At 67.7% G+C, this 12,846-nt stretch carries 13 protein-coding genes and 1 pseudogene; 8 read left to right on the plus strand and 6 right to left on the minus strand.

The genetic code is table 11. The features are described from left to right. Positions 1 to 3: 3 nt before the first annotated feature. Positions 4 to 1,173 (plus strand): sensor histidine kinase, encoded by a 1,170-nt coding sequence (locus tag ACXJY8_RS09185; RefSeq protein ID WP_463779067.1) that lies wholly within the window; start codon positions 4 to 6, stop codon positions 1,171 to 1,173. Positions 1,174 to 1,255: 82 nt separating this feature from the next. Here ACXJY8_RS09185 and ACXJY8_RS09190 read toward each other — a convergent pair. After that, positions 1,256 to 1,618, minus strand: a pseudogene (locus ACXJY8_RS09190) (SDR family oxidoreductase); the annotation flags it as partial. Between the two features lie 33 nt (positions 1,619 to 1,651). Further along, on the minus strand, positions 1,652 to 2,398 hold the full coding sequence (locus ACXJY8_RS09195; RefSeq protein WP_463779069.1) for a glutaredoxin family protein: 747 nt from the start codon (positions 2,396 to 2,398) through the stop codon (positions 1,652 to 1,654). Positions 2,399 to 2,741: 343 nt separating this feature from the next. Here ACXJY8_RS09195 and ACXJY8_RS09200 point away from each other — a divergent pair, with 343 nt between their 5' ends. The 3 genes from ACXJY8_RS09200 to ACXJY8_RS09210 all read left to right on the plus strand — a co-directional run bounded on the left by ACXJY8_RS09200 (position 2,742) and on the right by ACXJY8_RS09210 (position 5,895). Continuing rightward, positions 2,742 to 3,161 (plus strand): BA14K family protein, encoded by a 420-nt coding sequence (locus ACXJY8_RS09200; protein ID WP_463779072.1) that lies wholly within the window; start codon positions 2,742 to 2,744, stop codon positions 3,159 to 3,161. Positions 3,162 to 3,329: 168 nt separating this feature from the next. Beyond that, complete coding sequence (locus tag ACXJY8_RS09205; RefSeq protein ID WP_463779075.1) at positions 3,330 to 4,511, plus strand: glycerate kinase family protein; 1,182 nt, start codon at positions 3,330 to 3,332, stop codon at positions 4,509 to 4,511. A gap of 4 nt (positions 4,512 to 4,515) precedes the next feature. Further along, on the plus strand, positions 4,516 to 5,895 hold the full coding sequence (locus tag ACXJY8_RS09210) for an SLC13 family permease (RefSeq protein ID WP_463779078.1): 1,380 nt from the start codon (positions 4,516 to 4,518) through the stop codon (positions 5,893 to 5,895). Positions 5,896 to 5,921: 26 nt separating this feature from the next. Here ACXJY8_RS09210 and ACXJY8_RS09215 read toward each other — a convergent pair whose 3' ends face one another. The 4 genes from ACXJY8_RS09215 to ACXJY8_RS09230 form a co-directional block, all read right to left on the minus strand. Then, complete coding sequence (locus ACXJY8_RS09215) at positions 5,922 to 7,238, minus strand: DUF2254 domain-containing protein (RefSeq protein WP_463779081.1); 1,317 nt, start codon at positions 7,236 to 7,238, stop codon at positions 5,922 to 5,924. Next, a complete protein-coding gene (locus tag ACXJY8_RS09220) occupies positions 7,235 to 8,140 on the minus strand; it encodes a mechanosensitive ion channel family protein (RefSeq protein WP_463779084.1) in 906 nt (301 codons plus the stop codon). The genes ACXJY8_RS09215 and ACXJY8_RS09220 overlap by 4 nt, the downstream gene beginning before the upstream one ends. Positions 8,141 to 8,309: 169 nt before the next feature. Beyond that, a complete protein-coding gene (locus tag ACXJY8_RS09225) occupies positions 8,310 to 8,597 on the minus strand; it encodes a hypothetical protein (RefSeq protein WP_463779086.1) in 288 nt (95 codons plus the stop codon). Between the two features lie 26 nt (positions 8,598 to 8,623). Next, complete coding sequence (locus ACXJY8_RS09230; RefSeq protein ID WP_463779088.1) at positions 8,624 to 9,076, minus strand: PRC-barrel domain-containing protein; 453 nt, start codon at positions 9,074 to 9,076, stop codon at positions 8,624 to 8,626. Positions 9,077 to 9,462: 386 nt separating this feature from the next. Between ACXJY8_RS09230 and ACXJY8_RS09235 the strand changes: the two genes are divergently transcribed. The 4 genes from ACXJY8_RS09235 (at position 9,463) to cax (ending at position 12,816) form a co-directional block, all read left to right on the plus strand. Further along, positions 9,463 to 10,014, plus strand: coding sequence for a fasciclin domain-containing protein (locus tag ACXJY8_RS09235; RefSeq protein ID WP_463780489.1), 552 nt, complete (start codon positions 9,463 to 9,465; stop codon positions 10,012 to 10,014). A 106-nt stretch (positions 10,015 to 10,120) separates the two neighbouring features. Next, positions 10,121 to 10,354, plus strand: coding sequence for a hypothetical protein (locus ACXJY8_RS09240; RefSeq protein WP_463779090.1), 234 nt, complete (start codon positions 10,121 to 10,123; stop codon positions 10,352 to 10,354). A 52-nt stretch (positions 10,355 to 10,406) separates the two neighbouring features. Then, positions 10,407 to 11,660: a cation:proton antiporter gene (locus ACXJY8_RS09245; RefSeq protein ID WP_463780494.1), complete on the plus strand. Its 1,254-nt coding sequence runs from the start codon at positions 10,407 to 10,409 to the stop codon at positions 11,658 to 11,660. 88 nt (positions 11,661 to 11,748) lie between these two features. Further along, a complete protein-coding gene (gene cax, locus ACXJY8_RS09250) occupies positions 11,749 to 12,816 on the plus strand; it encodes a calcium/proton exchanger (RefSeq protein ID WP_463779093.1) in 1,068 nt (355 codons plus the stop codon). Positions 12,817 to 12,846 lie beyond the last annotated feature (30 nt).

A 12,846-nucleotide genomic window follows, 5' to 3' on the forward strand; every position in this document is an offset into this window, starting at 1 on the left:
GTCGTGGCGTCCCGGACCCGCATCCTCCTGATCGACGACGACGCCGTCGATAGGACATCCGTGCGCCGCGCCCTCAAGAAATCGGGGCTCAAGCACGACCTGACCGAGGCGCCGGACGGCACGACCGGCCTGCGCCTGGCGAGGGAGGGCGCATTCGACTGCGTTCTCCTCGACTACCGCCTGCCGGACGTCGATACCTTCGACCTCCTCGGCTCCCTCCTCGCCCTGCCGGGCGAAGGTCACGCGGTGCTGATGCTCACCGGCGAGGCCGACGAGGATCTGGCGTTCCGATTGATGCGCGCGGGCGCCTTGGATTACCTCGCAAAGGCGGAGGCGACGCCATCGAGCCTCGCCCGGGCGATTCGTTACGCCGATGCCCGGCGTGGGTTCCAGTCCGAACTCGACGAGGCGCGGCGCGAGGCCGAGGCCAAGTCGCTCGAACTCGACACCCTCAACCGCCAGAAAACGCTGCTGTTCTCGATCATCGCCCACGACCTTCGCAACCCGTTCCAGGCCCTGCTCGGTCTGTCCGAGGTCCTGAGTATGGCGGTCGCCTCCAAGGACCACGCCTCGATCGAACGCCGCGCCAAGGGCATCAACGATGCGGCGAGCCAGGCCTACGCCCTGCTGGAGAGCTTGTTCTCCTGGGCGAGCCTGCAGATGGACACGATGGCGGTGACGTTGACCGACGTCGACCTCGATGCGGTCGCGCGCGAGGTGGTTCGGGGGAGCGCCGAGGCGGCGTCCGACAAGGGTATCACGCTCTCGATGGACTGCGCCGGGCTGCTTGCCTGCGCCCAGCGCGATATGCTGGCCACGGTCCTGCGCAATCTCGTGAGCAACGCGGTCAAGTTCACCCTGCCCGGCGGCACGATCAGGGTGACGGCAGAACGGCTCGATGGCGGCGTCGAGATCAGGGTCGTCGACAGCGGCGTCGGAATGCCGGCGGGCAAGGTCGAGGACCTGTTCCGGCTCGACCGGCGGACGACCACCAACGGCACGGCGGGCGAGCGCGGAAGCGGCCTCGGGCTCCTGTTGTGTAGGGACCTTGTCGAGCGACAGGGTGGCACCCTCACCGTCACGAGCGTCATCGGTACTGGGACCACGTTCCGGTTCGCGCTGCCGACCGCGGCACCCGCCAAGCACGTCAACTCGCCGATGGCCGCCACATGAGCCTGGCAAAGGACGGGGATGGTCGCCCGACGGTCCCACTACGGGATCAGGTCAAGCCTGATCCCGTCCTCGCGAGCTCGGCCTACGCCGTCCCATTGCCTCCGGTGGCGCCGTAGACCTCGCCGGTGACGAGGCTCGCCTCATGGAGCGCCAGGAAGACGTAGATCGGCGCGAGCTCGACCGGCTAGCCCGGGCGACCTAACGGAACCTTGGACCCGAACTTCTCGGCCGCCTCCTGCGGTTGGCCCCCGAATGGCTGCAGCGCCGTTCAGAACGGACCCGGCGCCACCGAGTTCACGCGGATGCACTTCGCGAACGCCTGCTTGGCCAGTGCCTTAGTAAAGGCGACGATGCCGGCCTTGGTGGTCGCGTATTCCAGCAGGATCAGGGGCGGGGTGTAGGCCACCACGGACGCGGTGGTGATGATGCTTGCCCCGGCTGGGAGATCGCCTCGCGGATCATCATCGAGCCGGACGCCTCAATGATCCATCGCCAGCATCCAGACGGCCATGGCGACCATCATCAGGTTCTCGGTCAGCGAGACGAAGCCAAGCGGAACGTTGCCGGAGCCGCCGACGCACGCACACTTGATCTCACGCTTCTCGACGTAGACCGCCTTGACCACCGAGACCGCGCCGACCGTGCCGATGAACAGGGCCACCGGGATCGAGAGCCAGTTCAAGGCTCCCGCGACCATCAGGATGCCGGCCAGTACCTCGCAGAATGGGTAGGCGTAGGCGTAGCGCACCCAGCGCCGGGCCAGGAGATCGTAGCCGAGAAACATCGACGAGAAACTCTCGACGTCCTGCAGCTTCAGGATCGCGAGCACGCACATGCTGAAGGCGACGAACCATTCGCCGGCCCGCACGGTCAGCGGCGTGCCGACGGCAGCGTAGCTCGCTGCCATGGCCATCAGTGCAGTCACCGCGAACACCGCCACAACGGGCGTGTACGATGTCGCCTTCGGATCGGCGACCGGCTTGCCGAGGTGGCGGCGCAGGTCGTCGTAGCCGCCTATGCGCTCGCCCGCGATGAAGGTCTGCGGCGTGGTCTTGACGCCGTGCTCGGCCTTGAAGCGGTCGGTCTCCTCGCGCGTCGTGAGCCAGTAGTCGTCGACCCGAAAGCCCTCGCGTTCGAGCATGTCCTTGGTCTTCAGGCCGTAGGGACAGACGTGCTTCTCCATCACCATGCGATGGACGGTGGCCCTGCGGGTGGTGTCGAGCATCGGAGAATCCTTTCGGCAAGCGCCAGGGGACAGGTTGTCTGACCCCCGATGACGCGATGATAGAGGTCGGCTTCCCAGCGTGCGTCGCACGGAGCGCCAAGTACCCAAGATGGGGCTTCCAACCGTTGGAAGGTCAAGGAGCAGAAGAGAGCACGGCAGGATATCATTGAGGACCTGCGCAGCGACCGCGGGACAGGCTGCCCGGAACGTCCGGGACGGGCAGGTGTTTGTGAGCTTCGGACCGCTGCGGACAGACATCCTTTTTCCGCCGGTTCGATCACTCGCATCCCCGGCCGCACCGGTGCCGGATCGCATGCGGCGCCCATTCAGGAATCTGGTCTCGATGAAGCTCTCGTTTACTCTCGCCGCCGCGGTCGCGGCGTCCCTGCTCGGACAGCCGGCGGTCGCCGGGCCCGCAACCGCCCCCATCGAGGCGCTGTCGGTCGGAACCTTGCTGACCACCTACGTGCAGTTCCGGCGCTTCGGACACCGGCACCGCGGCTTCCGGCGGGGTTACGGCTACCGTCGTGGCTATGGCCGGGGATATGGCTATCGTCGCGGGCCGGGCATCGGTGCGGCCGTCGGCGCGGGCGTGGCCGGTCTCGCCGCCGGGGCCATCATCGGCGGAGCCATAGCCAACTCCCAGGCACAGGGGGCGGCGAGTTCCGAGGCCGTGGCCGGATGCGCACGTCGCTTCCGATCCTACGACGCATCGAGCGGTACCTACCTCGGCAACGACGGCGCCCGGCATGCCTGCCCCTGACTAATCCATGACGCTGGCCGAGGTCGTATGGCAGTCCTGCGTCCGAACCTTCCGAGCGATACAGCCACCACAGCCCGAAGAACCGCCGGGCACCATCCCGGCGTGTTCCCATCATAGGCAAGTCGCCCGTCACGCAGCGAGCGACGTAGCGCAGGGAGCCGCACCGCCATGAGCATCCGTGTCCTCGTGGCTCCTTCGGGCTTCAAGGGATGCCTCGACGCCGAGCATGTCGCGAGCGCGATAGCCAGCGGTCTTCGACGCGCGTCAGACATGGTCGAGGTGCGGGAGTTGGCCCTTGCCGACGGCGGCGAAGGCACGGCCGCGACGCTCGCCCGCATGTCGAACGGCAATCTCATTCTAAAGAACGTGACGGGGCCGCTCGGCGAGCCGCTGGAGGCGTCCTTCGCCATGCTGGGCGGCTCATTTCAGGGGAACGCGGTCGTCGAGCTCGCCGCCGCCGCCGGACTGAGCCGCGTCCCCCGCAATAGACGTGATCCGATGCGAACGACGACGCGCGGCGTTGGCGAACTGATTGTTGCCGCGCTCGACGCCGGGGCGGAGCGCATCATCGTCGGGTGTGGGGATTCCGGCGTCAACGACGGAGGCGCGGGGCTCGCGCGGTCGCTCGGAGTCCGTCTGCTCGATGGCGCGGGCATGGATATTCCGGAAGGTGGGCTCGGGCTGGCCGAGCTCGAACGCATCGACCTCGCGGGGCGGGATCCGAGGCTCGATTACGTCTCGGTCGAAGTCGCCTGCAACATCGAGAACGTCCTCACCGGCCCGCAGGGCGTCGCTCGGGTCTACGGCCCTCAGAAGGGTGCGAGCGAGGAGGATGTCCTCGCCATAAGCGGGGCGCTCGACCGTTTCGCCGAGGTCGTCGAGCGCGATTGCGGCATCGACGTCCGCCTGATGCCGGGGGGCGGTGCGTCCGGGGGTGCCGGAGCAGGCCTCCATGCCCTGCTCGGCGCCCGGCTCGGATCGCGCTTCGACGTGCTGTTCCCCCATTTCGACGTCGACGAAGCGGTGGCCTGGGCGGACCTGGTCGTCACGGCGGAGGGCGGCCTGGACTACAAGAGCGCCCGCGGCAAGATCCCGGCGGAGATCGGCAGGCGGGGCAAGACCGCGGGCAAGCCGGTGATCGTACTGGCGGGCGAACTGGGTGAGCGCTCGGACGACGTGCTGGACGAGGGCGTCTGCGCGTACTTCTCGGTGATCGGCCGGCCCCAGTCCCTGGAGGAGGCCATGCGCGACGTCGAGAAGCAGCTCCAGCGCTGCGCCGAGCAGATGATGCGGACGTTCCTTGCGGGGGCGGCACAAGGACGCGCGTCCGTCGGCGCCGGCCAGGACTGAGGCGATGCGGATACGGACTCTATCGGTTGTGGTCGCTCTCGCGACCCTGTGCGCGGCCGTGTCCCTGCCGGAGGGGCTCGATTGGCCGGCCCGGGCCGCGCTGCTGGCCTTCGGCGGCGCGGCCATCCTCTGGATCATGACCGGACTGAGCGGGGCCTACGTCGCGGTCGCCGCCGCCATGGCCCTCGTCGCTTCGCGGGCGGTCGAGCAACAGGCCCTGATCGACGGACTGGGCTCGAAGGTGGTGTGGCTCGTCATCGGCACCTTCGTCCTCGGCGCGGCCGTCGAAAAGAGCGGTCTCGCGGGCCGGCTTACCGCGCTCATCGTCGGACGCGGAACGACGGTCGGCGCCTTGATGTGGCGCATGACGCTCGGCACCATCCCGCTCGCCTTCCTGATTCCGTCGACCTCCGGACGGGCCACGGTGCTCCTCCCGCTTTACCGCAGCTTGATCGAGGCCGACGACGACGAGCGCGTCGCACGCGCCGTCGGACTATTGATCCCCGCCGTGATCCTCACCTCGACGATCTGCAGCCTGACCGGCGCCGGTTCGCACTTGGTCGCCGTCGACCTGCTGGAGCGGTTGTCCGACCGAACCATCGGTTTCGGCCAGTGGATGCTCTGGGGCCTGCCGTTCGGCGTCGCCGCCAGCCTGATGACCACCTTCCTCATCGGTCGCCTCTTCCTCGACCGCGAGACGCGCTCCCGCCACATCGGGGAGGTCGACGCTCCGGCCGGCCCCCTCACGGGCGCCGAATGGCGGACGGGCGCGGTCGTGGCGGCAATGCTCGGCCTCTGGTTGACCGAGGGTCTTCACCCGTTCGGCATCGCGACGGTGGCGGTTGGTGGGGCGGTGCTGCTCACGATGCCGGTGGTCGGCGTGCTCGATTGGGACGAGGGCGTCGAATCCGTGAACTGGTCACTGATTCTGTTCATCGCCGCATCGCTAGTGCTCGGCCGCGCCCTGATCTCGACCGGCGCCGCCAAGTGGCTCATCGGATCGACCCTGGCGGCGAGCGGGATCACCGGCAGCAGCCCGACCCTCGCGATCCTGCTCGGCCTGACGGCGCTCGGGCTGTCGGCGCACCTCTACATGGTCTCTCACACCGCGCGGGTGGCGGCGCTGCTGCCGCCCCTTCTCCTCCTGGCGCAGGCGCTCCACCTCAACCCGGTCGCGGTCGCGTTCCTGGCGAATGTCGGGATGGATTACTGCCTGACGCTGCCGGTCTCTTCCAAGGCCCTGCTGGTCTTCCAGGGCGGCGAGCGTCAGGCCTGGACCTCAACCGACCTGCTCAAGCTGGGTGCGTTCCTGGTGCCGGCCTACGCGGCGCTGATGGTGGCCACCTACTACCTGTTCTGGGCGCATGCAGGCCTGGCCCTCTGAGGGGAGAGCATCACCCGAGCCCGGCCCTACGACGTCGTGGAACGGCCGGCGATCCATTCCGAGGCGGTGCCGGCGTGGTATCGGCGGTGACGTTCCTCCAAGTCGGCGAGGTCGCGCGGATCGGCGACGTCTCGCCTTGCCGCAGCGATGACGAGGTCCGCGTGGCGGGCGAGTTCCGCGGTCCGGTTCGTTGAGCGTTCGACCTCGGCGACGCGGGTGAGCACGTCGAGCATCCGGGCCAGGACATGCACCGAGCCTGCCGCGTTCTGGCGGATCATGTGGAACATGGCATCGCATAGGCCGTCGTAGTCGGTGACCGGCACGGCGAGTACGACCTCGCCGTCGCGCACGACCGCCCCGGTCGGCAGGTGTCGCGACGCCACGCGGCACAGAGCATCGCCGAGGTGGTCGACCACGCTGCCGGCCGTGAACGGGTCGTTGATGCCGGGCGAGAGCGCCCGGACCGCGATCTCGACCAGTTGCCGGATCGAGTATTCCAGGTCCTGGAGGGCGGCAGGGCGACGACCGAAGGTCAATGCGCCGCTAATGGCATCATCGGCGCCCTCGACGGCGGTGGAGAGGAACGCGACTGGGAACCCGCTCGGCACGTAGTCGCCGGGTCGTATCCGCAGCGCGACGACGACGCCGTGCTCATGTGCCCAATCCGCCAGCCCGTCCTCGTCGAGCGCCTGAAGGTAACCGCTGCCGGTCACGGTTACCCCTCCCGCCTTCGGCAAACTGGTGGGAGGCGTCATGCCCGCGCTGTCGTGGGTGCGCGCCTCGACGGCGGCGCAGAGGTCGCCATGGACGGCGTCGACCACGGTCTCGACATTGATGCTGACGGCGATGTGGTGGACGAACCAGACCAGGGTGGCCAGCGACAGCAGCGCCAGGGCGATGGCCCCGGTGATCGCGAGATGCGGGACGAACGGGCTCTCCTGCACGGTACGGACCGTGCGCAGGACCATCAGCGCGTAGGCGAAGGTGCCGAGGAAGATGCCCAGCACGACCTGGTTGCGGGCGTCGCGCGTGAAGTTGCGCAGCAACCTCGGACCCATCTGCCCGGATGCCAGCGTCAGCGCGGCGATGGTGATGGAAAAGGTCGTGCCGGCGACACCGATGGTGGAGGACGCCACCGCGCTGAGGAGCGCCCGCGCGCCCTCCGCCCCGCCCGAGTAACCCCAGTTCTGGTTGGGGGACGAAGCGTCGTAGCCGGCCACGTGCGCTGTCTCCAGCCAGACGCCGAGTTGGGCCAGCCCGAGGCAGCCCAGTACGATCAGGGCGGGCCTGAGCCAGAACAGGTCGCCCAGCCACTCGATCCAGGCCTGGAGCCGCGCCTTCATGCCCGCTCCTCCTCGCGACGGACGCTTTCGTCATCCTCTCGAAGCACCTGCCATCTAGCCCTCGGCGGGCTTTTGCCGGCGGGCCAGCCCTCGCGCTGGCGGCTCCGGTCGCCGTCAGAGGCTTCGGTCTGGTCGTGGAGAAGCACCTGGCTCGTCGGGTACGGCAGGTCGATGCCGGCTGCGGTGAGCGCGTCCTTGACGTTCGAGATGGCGTGGTCGAGCGCGTCCACCGCGTCGCGCCGCCGGGGCGGGTCGATCCAGAACCGCGCCGTCATGTCGACGCCGGCCGCTCCGAGCCCTGTCACGAGCGCTTCCGGCGGCGGGTCGGCAAGCACGCCCTCGGTGCCGCGCAGGGCCTCGACGATGACGCGGCGGGCCTCCTTCATGTCGTCGCCGTTGCCAATGGTGAGCGGGAAGGCGAGCCGTCGCTTGTCGTGCGCAGTGATGATCGTGATCTTGTCGACGAACAGCGTCGCGTTCGGGATCAGAATGCGCTGGTTGTCGTAGGTGCGCAGCACGGTGGCCCGCACCCAGACATCCTCGACGGTGCCCTCGTGCGAGCCCGCCCGGATCTGGTCACCGATGACGAACGGGCGGGTCAGCAGGATGAGGATGCCCGCGAGCAGGTTCTGCAGCACGTCGCGGAACGCGAAGCCGATGGCGACGCCGCCGATGCCGAGCAGGTTGAACAGGTCCGCGGCCGAGACGGAGGGAAAGGCCACCGAGGCCGCGACCAGGAACGACACCAGTATCGTCATGCCGCCGGCGATCCGACCGAGCACCGCGGCCGAGCCGGGCGATGCCTGCCGCAGTTCAGCGGCCCTGCGAACGGCTGCCCGGACGCCGCGGGCGACGAGCAATCCGACACCGAACAGGACGAGCGCGATGATGAGCCCCGGCACGAGTGCCGCGGTCGAACGGCCCAGGCCCTCCAGACGCCCGAGGGCTTCAGAGAAAATCATGCGGTGTCCCGATTCATGGAAAAGCCGCCGGTGGCGGATGTGCCAGCCGGCGGCGCTTTATCGACAATCCGCGAGGGCGGCAGGCCCTCGCGGTCCGGTCCCGTACCAATCAGCGGCGCGGGCCGCCGGCTGTACCGCCGTACTGCTGCCCGCCGAACCCGCTGCGCGAGGGCATGCTGGCATTGCCGCGGCTGGCGGAGCCCTGCCGCATCCGGTGATTGCGATGCGTCATACGATGACGGCGCATCTCCCGCCGCGTCATGCGAACCTGAACCATGTCGCTGCTGTCCGAGGCCGTCACGCCAGAGGCGTTCATCGGCATCGCCGCCGAAGGGAGGGTCGATGCCCCGAAGCCGAGGCCGGCCAGGAGCGCCGAGGCGAGGATGGTGTGCTTCATGATCGTCTCTCCTCCCTTTCCCGGGATCACTTCTTCATCTTCGAGTAGGTGAACTTCGGTGCGTTCTTGAGGGTGTCCTTGTCGGTGTCGGCGTAGACTGCCCACTTGCCGTCCTTGTCGTGGATGGCGAGGGTCGACGGGTCGAGGACGACATAGCTCTCGCCCATGCCGAGGAAGCCGCCGACGCTGACCACGACGCCGGTCAAGGTCTTGCCGTTCTCGATCACAAGATCCTCGACCTCGCCGACGGTCTCCTTCTTGTTGTTGTAGATGGTCGTGCCGACGAGCTTGGACGACATGACGTCGGCCGGCTTCACGGTCACGTACTTGAGCTTCACCGTCGCGGTGTCGGCCATCTTCATCCCCATGTCGGAGGACGAGCTCATACCAGCGGTCGGGGTCGCGGGCGTCGTCTGGGCGAGCGCCGGGACCGAGAGGCAGGCGAGCGCGAGGGCAGCGGTGATCGTGCGGTAGGACAAGATATTCTCCGGGCGGGGGCTTCGAAGGTGCAGGTCGGGCTGCCCGACCGGGGGCCAGGCATGTGCCCTTCAAGGCTGCACGGTTCGAAGCGACAACGTCCTCGTTCAGGAAACGTTCAGAAAAATCGCCGGCCACCACATGAACATTTTGTAAGTCGCTGACTCGAAACGGATCGATAATTGGGCTTGGTGAGGTCGGTCATACCCTCCGATCCGTAGTACAATGATGGGATGTATGACATGAACGAAATTTAATCCCAGCCCGCGACTGCCGAATAGATGACTTTCTTGTGATCGTTGCGCTGAAACTACGGATGGAAAGGACCCGTAACGCTATCACGAGCCTCGATGATCGAGCCTTGATGACGTCAACAGGACCTTTAATGATGCGTATGACCCTGACCGCCGCCTTCCTCGTCGCCGGCATCGCCGTTGCCGTTCCGGCCTTCGCCGAGACCTCCCCGATGGTCGGTGGCGCGCCGATGATGGCCAACAAGACCATCGTCGAGAACGCGTCCAAGGCCAGCAACCTCACCACCCTGGTCGCCGCCGTGAAGGCCGCCGGCCTCGCCGACACCCTGAGCGGCAAGGGTCCGTTCACGGTGTTCGCCCCGACCAATGCGGCCTTCGCGAAGCTCCCGGCCGGCACCGTCGACACGCTGCTGAAGCCCGACATGAAGAAGACGCTGACGGGCGTGCTCACCTACCACGTCGTGCCGGGCAAGCTCGACGCCAAGGAGCTCATGGCCAAGGCGAAGATGGGCGGCGCCGACGCCAACCTGAAGACCGTGGAGGGCCAGGTGCTGACCGTGAAGATGGACGGCGACCGGCTCGCTCTGATCGACCAGAAGGGCGGCGGCGCCTTCGTCGAGCAGGCCGACGTGTTCCAGTCGAACGGCGTCGTGCACGTCGTCGACAGCGTCCTGATGCCGAAGTAACCCTAGGCCATGGACGGCCCGCCTGCCATGCGAGGTCAGACGGGCCGTCCAACTCGAACATGTACATCCTGGGGAACGTTCGAGCTTGGCCATGGATTGGATGGCCATGAGGTTCATGAAGACGTTCCTGGCGGCGATGGCCGTCTGTATGATCCTGCTGGTCGGCATAGCCTACTGGATCGACGCCCCGCGCCACGACGCGCAATCGACCGGGCTGACCGCGGCCACGGTCCTCGGCACCGACGGGATGGAGCCCGCGGGTGTCCCGTCCGGTATGGGCATGGGGACGGTCGCTTCCGGCGGGAACGACGAAGGCGTCGCCGTCGGAGACCAAGGCTAGGTTCGGCGCGCGAGACCTCACCGTCGAGCCTCGCTACATTCGGAGGCTCTCCATCATCTCGATCTTCGACCTCGCCGCCCTATTGCTGACCCTCTCGGCCCTGTTCGGCTGGCTGAATCGTCGCTTCCTGCGGATGCCGCATACCATCGGCCTGCTGGTGATGGGGCTGGCCGCCTCGCTCTCCCTAGTCGGCCTCGACCTGGCCTTCCCGAGCCAGCACCTCTACGCGGATCTCACCAAGGTCCTAGGCCAGGTCGACTTCACCGACGTGGTGATGAACGGCATGCTGGCCTTCCTGCTTTTTGCCGGCGCCATGAGCCTCGACCTGCGCATGCTTCGCGACCGAGCCTGGGCCGTCGCGACGCTGGCGCTCGTCGGTACGTTGATCTCCACGGCCATCGTCGGCGGCGCCTTCTGGCTGGCGGCCGACGCCATCGGACGACCGATCTCGCTTGCCTGGGCCTTCGTCTTCGGCGCGCTCATCAGCCCGACCGACCCGGTCGCCGTGCTGGCCACCCTGAAGAACGTCAAGGTGCCGGAAACGCTTGAGGTCGAGATGCAGGGCGAGGCGCTGTTCAACGACGGCATCGGCATCGTGCTGTTCACGGTGCTGGTGGCCTTCGCAGCCGGGATCGGGGGCGAGGCCACCAGCGCGGGTGGCGTCGTCAAGCTGCTTGTGCAGGAGGCTGGTGGGGGCATCGTCCTCGGGGTGGTCACCGGCTACGTCGCCTACCGGGCCATGCGGGCCATCGACGACTTTCCCGTCGAGGTACTGATCACCCTGGCGCTGGTCGCCGGTACCTATGCCCTCGCCCAGAAGCTCCACTTCAGCGGCCCTCTCGCGGTGGTCGCGGCCGGGCTCCTCGTCGGCGACCGGGCTCCGCGCGATGCGATGAGCGAGGAGACGCAACGCTACGTTTCGGCGCTGTGGACGCTGATCGACGAGGTGCTGAACTCGGTGCTGTTCCTGCTCATCGGCCTGGAGGTGCTGGTGCTGCGCTTCGAGGCGAACGGTCTGCTCCTTGCGGTTTGCGCTGTCCCCATCGTACTCGTCGCCCGCCTGGTGGCCGTCTCTACGCCGCTCCTTGCCTTCCGCTGGGGCGGACACCTATCGCCCCGCAACGTGCCATTCCTGACCTGGGCAGGGGTGCGCGGCGGCATCTCGGTGGCGCTGGCTCTGTCCATCCCCGAAAGCGACGCCAAGCCCGCGATCCTGGCAGCGACCTATGCGGTGGTGCTGTTCACCATCATCGTCCAGGGCTCGACCCTGGGGCTGGTGGCGCGACGCACGCTGCGCGACGTCTGACGGCTCCCGACAACGGTCGCTATTCGCCCTGCTCGGGGCTGGGCGTACCCATCATGCGACGCCCGCCATAGGACCCCGTATCCCCGCCATGGTCTTCACCGTCCTCCTCATCCTCATCCCGATCTCGGCGGCGTTGAAGTATCTCGTCGGCGCCTCTCCGCTCCTGGTGTTCATCTCCAGCGCGCTCGCCATCGCCGTGCTGGCCGAGTGGGTCCGGCGCGCCACCGACCAACTCGCGGACCGCGTCGGGCCTGCCATCGGCGGCCTGCTCACCGTGAGCTTCGGCAGCATCGCCGAACTCGTCCTCGCGCTATTCGTGCTGATGCGCGGGGAGGCCGCCGTCGTGCAGGCCCAGATCGCCGGCTCGATTATGGGGACGAGCCTGTTCGGGCTCGGGCTCGCCATCATCGTCGGCGGCGCGACGCGGGAGCGGCAGAAGTTCAGCGCCGAGCGGGCCGGATTGCTGTCGACCCTGCTGATCCTCGTGGTCATCGCCCTGCTGCTGCCGGCGGTGTTCGACCTGAGCGGGCGAATGTCGGGACAGGCCGCGTCGCTCGGGATCACCGACGAGGAGGTCAGCCTCGGCGTCTCTATCGTGCTGCTTCTGCTCTACCTTGCCAACCTCGCCTTCACCCTCGTCACCCATCGAGACGTGTTCTCGAACGACAAGGGCAGCGGCAAAGCCGACTGGAGCCTGACGTTCGCCATCGGGGTCCTCGTCGCCGCGACGGTCGCCATCGCGTTCGAGTCCGAGATGCTGTCGGGGACGATCACCCAGGCCGCGGGGAGCCTGCATCTCTCGCCGATGTTCCTCGGCGTGATCGTGCTGGCCCTGGTCGGCACGGCCGGCGACTTGTTCGCGGCGGCGTGGTTCGCCCACGAGGACCGCATGGGGCTGGTGCTGAACATCTGCATCGGCTCGGCCATCCAGGTGGCGCTGGTGCTGGCGCCGCTGCTGGTCATCATCTCGTGGGCGCTCGGCCACCCGATGACGCTGGTGTTCTCAAACCCGCTGCACCTCTTCGGCATCGCGAGCACCGCCTTCATCGTCAACGCCATTGCCCGGGACGGCGAGACGACGTGGTTCGAGGGACTCCTGCTCCTCGGGGTCTACGTCCTCTTCGGCCTGGCCTTCTTCTTCGCGAGCTCGGCCTAATCGCAGCCGATTGAACGGCAGCTTTCGGGC

Source organism: Methylobacterium sp. TK31, from assembly GCF_055361545.1.

What these genes read in the sequence shown, in the direction of transcription:
- ACXJY8_RS09195 (WP_463779069.1), bottom strand. Translation starts at nt 2,398, where the DNA reads ATGCTCGACACCACCCGCAGGGCCACCGTCCATCGCATGGTGATGGAG.
- ACXJY8_RS09200 (WP_463779072.1), top strand. Translation starts at nt 2,742, where the DNA reads ATGAAGCTCTCGTTTACTCTCGCCGCCGCGGTCGCGGCGTCCCTGCTC.
- ACXJY8_RS09205 (WP_463779075.1), top strand. Translation starts at nt 3,330, where the DNA reads ATGAGCATCCGTGTCCTCGTGGCTCCTTCGGGCTTCAAGGGATGCCTC.
- ACXJY8_RS09210 (WP_463779078.1), top strand. Translation starts at nt 4,516, where the DNA reads ATGCGGATACGGACTCTATCGGTTGTGGTCGCTCTCGCGACCCTGTGC.
- ACXJY8_RS09215 (WP_463779081.1), bottom strand. Translation starts at nt 7,238, where the DNA reads ATGAAGGCGCGGCTCCAGGCCTGGATCGAGTGGCTGGGCGACCTGTTC.
- ACXJY8_RS09225 (WP_463779086.1), bottom strand. Translation starts at nt 8,597, where the DNA reads ATGAAGCACACCATCCTCGCCTCGGCGCTCCTGGCCGGCCTCGGCTTC.
- ACXJY8_RS09235 (WP_463780489.1), top strand. Translation starts at nt 9,463, where the DNA reads ATGCGTATGACCCTGACCGCCGCCTTCCTCGTCGCCGGCATCGCCGTT.
- ACXJY8_RS09240 (WP_463779090.1), top strand. Translation starts at nt 10,121, where the DNA reads ATGAGGTTCATGAAGACGTTCCTGGCGGCGATGGCCGTCTGTATGATC.
- cax (WP_463779093.1), top strand. Translation starts at nt 11,749, where the DNA reads ATGGTCTTCACCGTCCTCCTCATCCTCATCCCGATCTCGGCGGCGTTG.